Origin of the sequence: Sphingobium olei, assembly GCF_042678845.1 — a bacterium.
Lineage (GTDB): Bacteria > Pseudomonadota > Alphaproteobacteria > Sphingomonadales > Sphingomonadaceae > Sphingobium > Sphingobium olei.
Genome location: NZ_JBHTLS010000071.1, coordinates 1 through 5151, shown reverse-complemented (window position 1 = coordinate 5151; position 5151 = coordinate 1). Strand labels below are relative to the sequence as shown.

The following is a 5151-nucleotide window of genomic DNA, read 5'->3' as shown; positions in this document are numbered from 1 at the left end:
GGAACTGGCCGAACTTGTCGGGCAACCCGGTCCTGTCGATTATGCTTCGGGAACGAAAGGGCGGGTGCCCTTGGTGTTCCCCCGGTGGCAGCTGCCACCACTGACGGAGCGCGGCCCTGGGCCGCTCAAACTATTGCGGTCGCTTTAAGAAGGAGAACCAGCGGCGGCGTGGGGGCTTTGCGACAATGGGAGGATCGATCTGATCTCCGCCAGCTTCATTCCAGAAGGCTTGCCAGCGTTCTGATTCAGCGCGGAGAGCTGCGGCGCGCTCATCAACCGCCCGCAAGCGTCTATGATAATCGTGAGGGGACCTGCTCATGAAAACGCTGTGAGCCTGATTGGATAATGGATGGTGGTGTTCCAGGGTTAATGCCGGAATTATCAACGCAAGGCATGGGGTTAGAGATCAAAGCCCGGAGAGCGCGAAGCACGCGGCGATCGAGCCAACCAGAGCGATCAGGAGAACGGGACGCCTCGGCGCTGCACTGACGGTGATGGTCGCGCCGGCGCAGGCCCATAGCAAGGTGGCGGCGGGACCGGCCCGGTAGATCAGGAAGCCGATATAGCTGTTCGGCAGGAACTGCGGATAATCGACAATCAGGCGTGCGACGATCCCGCCGCCTGCGAGAATGAGCGCGGCGATCAGCCATGCCGCGATTGCCTCGATGCGCGGCGATGCACTGTGCCTGGGCGCGGCCTGCATCGTCGTTCGCGTCGCATCATTCATGCTGATCTTCCCTTATAGCCCTGACCGTCACCCGAATGGGCGGAGACGGCTTTGCTGGCTCCGTGGAGCCGCGCGGCGCAGCCGTGTGGTGGAATAGGGCAGGTTCCCGGCTCCGATCATTTGCACTTGTTCGGCAGCTGGCCCCTCTCGATCGCCAGATTCCTCATCGCCTCGTAATCGACACCCCAAAGGCCTCGTCGCTCATCGGCAGCGTCTTTCATGAAACGGGCATAGGCCAGCCCTGAATGTTGCCTGTAATCAACGGCATATCCATGGCGTACCATCGTTGCCGAAACAGATGCCCCATTCGACCGAAACCGGCACGACAGGTTAGACCCGCCCCAGCTCGTCCGCCGCGTGTTGCATATCGGCTCGATCGTCAACTTTTCGTCCTGAAAATCGCTCGTGCAATCCATGCCGCCATTTTGCTTCACCAGCTCTTCCAAATAGAGCTGCGCTGCGATCTTGGGCACATTGCCCTTGCCGTCCTCATCCGGCGCATCAATTCCCGACAACCGCACCCGCTTTTTATCGAGCGTTTCGAGCGTATCGCCGTCGATAATGCGCGGGTTCTCGACATGGATTGAAACCGGCTCGCTATTCCTCGCCTGCATCTGATTGAACAGCGCGCCGAACGCGAAAACAGAGAGAATGGGCAACGCGATTTGCTGATTTCGCGGCCATTTTTTGAAACCTCGGATCAGCACCTGGCTCTCTCCTGAAGAATGTCGTTCCAGTCCATCGGCGCCGGGGCTGGCGGGAGGATGATTTTCAGTTCGCGGTCGTTGGCAGTGAGGTGGTCGCGCGCGTCCTCTATGGCCTGTGCGGCTTCCTGGCCGTGTTGCGAGTAGATGACGATTTTGCGGATGCGTTCGGGGATCGCGATCAGGCCATAGCGGCGAATGCCGCCAGCGCCCCACACCTTGAATTTCCCGTCACTAAGCTGGGTGACGGAAACGGCTTCCTCGAAGCCTTCCGCGAGGCGCAGAACATCGCCGGTTGGCTGGCCGCCGATCCGCATGGCGGCGTGTCGGACCAGGCCGAGCGTCAATTTCGCCTCGCGCAGCGCCGCATGGTAGCGTTTCTCGCCGGTTGCTGGATCGAGCAAGATCCGCTGCACGGCGATTATGCCTTCGTCGGCCTCGAACGGCACGAGAAGGGCAGGATGCTCTTCGCGGGCGTCGGGCGGACCAACGATGCAGCGCGGAGCGAAGCGGAGCTTGAGGCCGGTCGGGTCGATTGCGCGCGAACGCAGATAGCGTTCAGCCGCGGTGCCTGCGATCGGCGCGGCGGAATCCCATAGTTGGAGGGCGAGCTTCCGGCGCGAGGGTTCGGGCGCGCGATCGACCGTTTCACCGCTCGTGTGGCGATTGATTTTGCGGCTGTTGAGCGCGGACCAGACGGCTTCCTGACTGCAACCGGCCCAACATTTGAATAGGACGGCCTTCTTGCCGGGGGTGACTTGGAGCGACGGATTGCGGTCGTTGTGGGCTGGACAGCAAACCATGCCATATGAGCCGCGCCAGTGGCCGCCCATATCCGCTACGATCTGACGTGCGCGTGCTTCGACGTCCATCTGCATCGAACTTCTTTCGTCAACGGTATCCCGACATTGGGATTTATACACATTTCACGATGGCGGGCAAACGGTCGGGATACATGCCAATATCGCGCATGGCCCGACTAGGGCCATTCAATATAAATATCTCCGCCGGTTATCTTCACTTGCGGATGACTCACGTTCTTTCGCCTCAATCGCTTGGCCCAGGCTGGCGAGAATGTCCGCCAGCTCGCGCTTGTCCCGCTCTTCGCGGGTTAGCTCCCATAGGGGCAGCTGATCCCTCATGCGCTCCATGTCGCGCGCCGCCTCGATCTGGCGATATTGTTCGCAAGCGGGGGCTGGATCGGCCGCGACGCCGCGACGGCGGCGAGCAGCGAAGATTTTCGAGAGGAAGGCGGGGAAGAGGAAGCGATAGGCGTTCGTGGCCTGCTTGATGCGCGGGCCAGCGCCTTGCGCTTCGTGGTCGGGAACCGGCTCGTAGCGCCTGAACCAGTCGATAATTCGCGCGTCTTTGAGACGCGAAAGCGCCTGAACGACGCAATTCTTGCTGAGGCCGGTTCCATCCATGATCGTGTGAAGACTGGGGAACAGCGCGCCAGTGCTATAGTCGATGACGCGGGCCAGGAACTCGATGATCTGGATGCCGGCCTGTCCGATAGCTCCGTTGCGAATGCGCGGTGTGGTTGTCCGCCGCTGCGCGAGCGTTTGCCGCTCGTAGAGCTTTGCGGCTTCGATCATCTCGCGCATCTGGCGAGCATTGCGGATCGGTGTGTAAGCCTTGGCCCGCTTTTCGTGGCCTACGGCGATGCTGCCGGCCCAGACTTTGACGCGCGGTTTTTCGGCACGCGCAAGCAAGGCGCGGTCGATCGTGGCGAGGCCGGTGCTACGCAGCACGGCGCCTATGGAAGTGGTCATGCGGACCTCCCTTCGTCGGTCCCGCGAGGCCAAGCACCATCGCTCCCGAAAGCACGCTTTCGAGATTGACTTTCGCCGCAGCACCACCGATAAAGAGAGCCAAGTTAGAAGCGCTCACTTCGGTGGCACAAACAGCCCTCGCTCAGCCAAGCGAGGGTTTTTTGTTGTCCTGTCGCCTCGGGGAGCCACCCCGCACGCAACAGATGAATCGCCGACTCCAAGGCGGAATCAGCGCGTCATAACTGGCTCAAGTTTAAGGGGTTGGCAAGAATAAGCGTGCGCGCACGCTTATAACGCGCTCGTCACGCCAATTTGCGGTAGTGGCGCAGATAGTCGGGATATTCGATCCCGCGTGCCTTCAAGAGATTGATCGTCGCCTCTTCGACCAGGGCAGCAACGGACGTTTGTTCGCGCTCAGCGAGGTTCTTGATCTCGGCCGCCAGCTCGGGTTTCACCGATGCTGCGAGATTTCGCGTGTTGGCGCGGCTCGGCCGACGCCGGGGCAAAGGAACCGGGAGAAGAGGGTCTTCCTGTCTTTTCGGGCGCGCCATAGGTCTAGAACACAAGAGGTTGGTGTGGTGCCGGAATAAGCGTGTTGACACGCTTAATGGCTGTAATGTGGTTGCGCGGCAAGAGACGACAAGCCGGGTTGCCCTCGCCGTCAAAGCGAGGATAGACATATCCTAATCGGTAAAAGGGAATAAATCACGATGCCGCATAGCGACGATTGGCAGTATGATCCGATCCTTGAGCGCGAACTAACCACCCGCCGCCCTGCTGGGGGAATGATCCAAGCGGTCGAAATTGCGCAACTGCCGTCGAGTGAATGGATCATCAATGTCAAAGTATCGTGGCGTGGCGATAAGTGGCTGAATGTCTGCCTATTCGAGCAACCAACGCTTAAAACCTACAAGCGACTGTCAAGCGCTGTGCGGCATGTCGTGCTCGATTACGGATATGAGGATGACCATATCCGATTGGTTCCCGACAAACAATGCAGCAACAAATTGGCGTTTTAGGCTTCCCTTTCCCCCTCATCGTGATATGTGCATAAATCTCGATGACGAGGGAGAAAGCGATGAAAGCTTTTAATTTCGCGCTCGCGACCGCCTTGGTGGGGGCTGCGGTGCAATCGACCCCCGCTGTAGCGTCGGATAATACTTGGGCATGTGAGGTTGTGCTGTGCATCTCCAACCCGGGTGGTCCGACGCAATATCCAGCCTGTGTTCCACCGATAACGAAACTGTGGCGCGTGCTGGCTCTCGGCGGCAGCTTCCCGACATGCACGGGCGGGGGCATCGCCAAGACCAAATACAAGAAGCCGGATGATGGGAGGCCTGGTCGCTTGACGGTCACTTGGACTGACGGGCGGCAACAGACCTACTATCAGCCGCGCAACTGACCGGGAGCGGGAACGTGTTCCTCGAAACCGGGGCCGTTCTTTCGCTGGCGGCGCAATGCGCCCCAGCGGTAGCGCCGCATACGATCGCCGCGATCGTGGATGCGGAATCTTCGAACTATGTTTTTGCGATCAACGTCAACGGCGTGGCCAGTCAGCCTCGCCGTCCGCGTAATGAGGCTGAGGCCATCGCAACCGCGCGCTCCTATGTGGCTCGCGGCTACAGCGTGGATCTCGGCCTCGGCCAAATCAATTCACGCAACATGGGATGGCTCGGCCTAACGTGGGACACTGTTTTCAAGCAGTGCTCCAATATCGAAGCGGCAGGCCGGGTGCTCCTGTCCAATTTCCGTTCGGCCAAGACGGGGCGCACCCCGCAAGAGGCCCTTCGGGTCGCACTCAGCATGTATAACACAGGCTCTCTGTGAATCGGCGTGCAAAAAGGACCCCGTTAGCGGGGTGATCGGCGTCTAAAAGGGACCCCTCATTTCGATAGCTTAAACAGCCGTCTGGATGTTCAGGCGGCGAGATCGGGATGTTGGTTTTGGA

The 5151-nt window shown here is 59.9% G+C and carries 7 protein-coding genes; 2 read left to right on the top strand and 5 right to left on the bottom strand.

Annotated elements, in window-relative coordinates; translation table 11 throughout:
• Nucleotides 1-406: 406 nt before the first annotated feature.
• The 5 genes from ACFQ24_RS04500 to ACFQ24_RS04480 form a co-directional block, all read right to left on the bottom strand.
• Nucleotides 407-727 (bottom strand): hypothetical protein, encoded by a 321-nt coding sequence (locus ACFQ24_RS04500; RefSeq protein ID WP_006949645.1) that lies wholly within the window; start codon nt 725-727, stop codon nt 407-409.
• Nucleotides 728-843: 116 nt separating this feature from the next.
• A complete protein-coding gene (locus tag ACFQ24_RS04495) occupies nt 844-1434 on the bottom strand; it encodes a thermonuclease family protein (protein ID WP_006949646.1) in 591 nt (196 codons plus the stop codon).
• Complete coding sequence (locus tag ACFQ24_RS04490) at nt 1428-2309, bottom strand: DUF7146 domain-containing protein (protein ID WP_006949647.1); 882 nt, start codon at nt 2307-2309, stop codon at nt 1428-1430. The genes ACFQ24_RS04495 and ACFQ24_RS04490 overlap by 7 nt, the downstream gene beginning before the upstream one ends.
• 111 nt (nt 2310-2420) lie before the next feature.
• Entirely contained in the window at nt 2421-3203 is a 783-nt protein-coding gene (locus ACFQ24_RS04485) for a hypothetical protein (RefSeq protein WP_006949648.1), read from the bottom strand.
• Between the two features lie 302 nt (nt 3204-3505).
• Complete coding sequence (locus ACFQ24_RS04480; protein WP_006949649.1) at nt 3506-3658, bottom strand: hypothetical protein; 153 nt, start codon at nt 3656-3658, stop codon at nt 3506-3508.
• Between the two features lie 255 nt (nt 3659-3913).
• On the opposite strand from ACFQ24_RS04480, the gene ACFQ24_RS04475 reads away from it, so the two are divergent.
• Both ACFQ24_RS04475 and ACFQ24_RS04470 read left to right on the top strand, forming a co-directional pair.
• Complete coding sequence (locus ACFQ24_RS04475) at nt 3914-4222, top strand: hypothetical protein (RefSeq protein ID WP_004213195.1); 309 nt, start codon at nt 3914-3916, stop codon at nt 4220-4222.
• 397 nt (nt 4223-4619) lie between these two features.
• On the top strand, nt 4620-5030 hold the full coding sequence (locus ACFQ24_RS04470) for a lytic transglycosylase domain-containing protein (protein ID WP_380909294.1): 411 nt from the start codon (nt 4620-4622) through the stop codon (nt 5028-5030).
• The last annotated feature ends 121 nt before the right edge of the window (nt 5031-5151 follow it).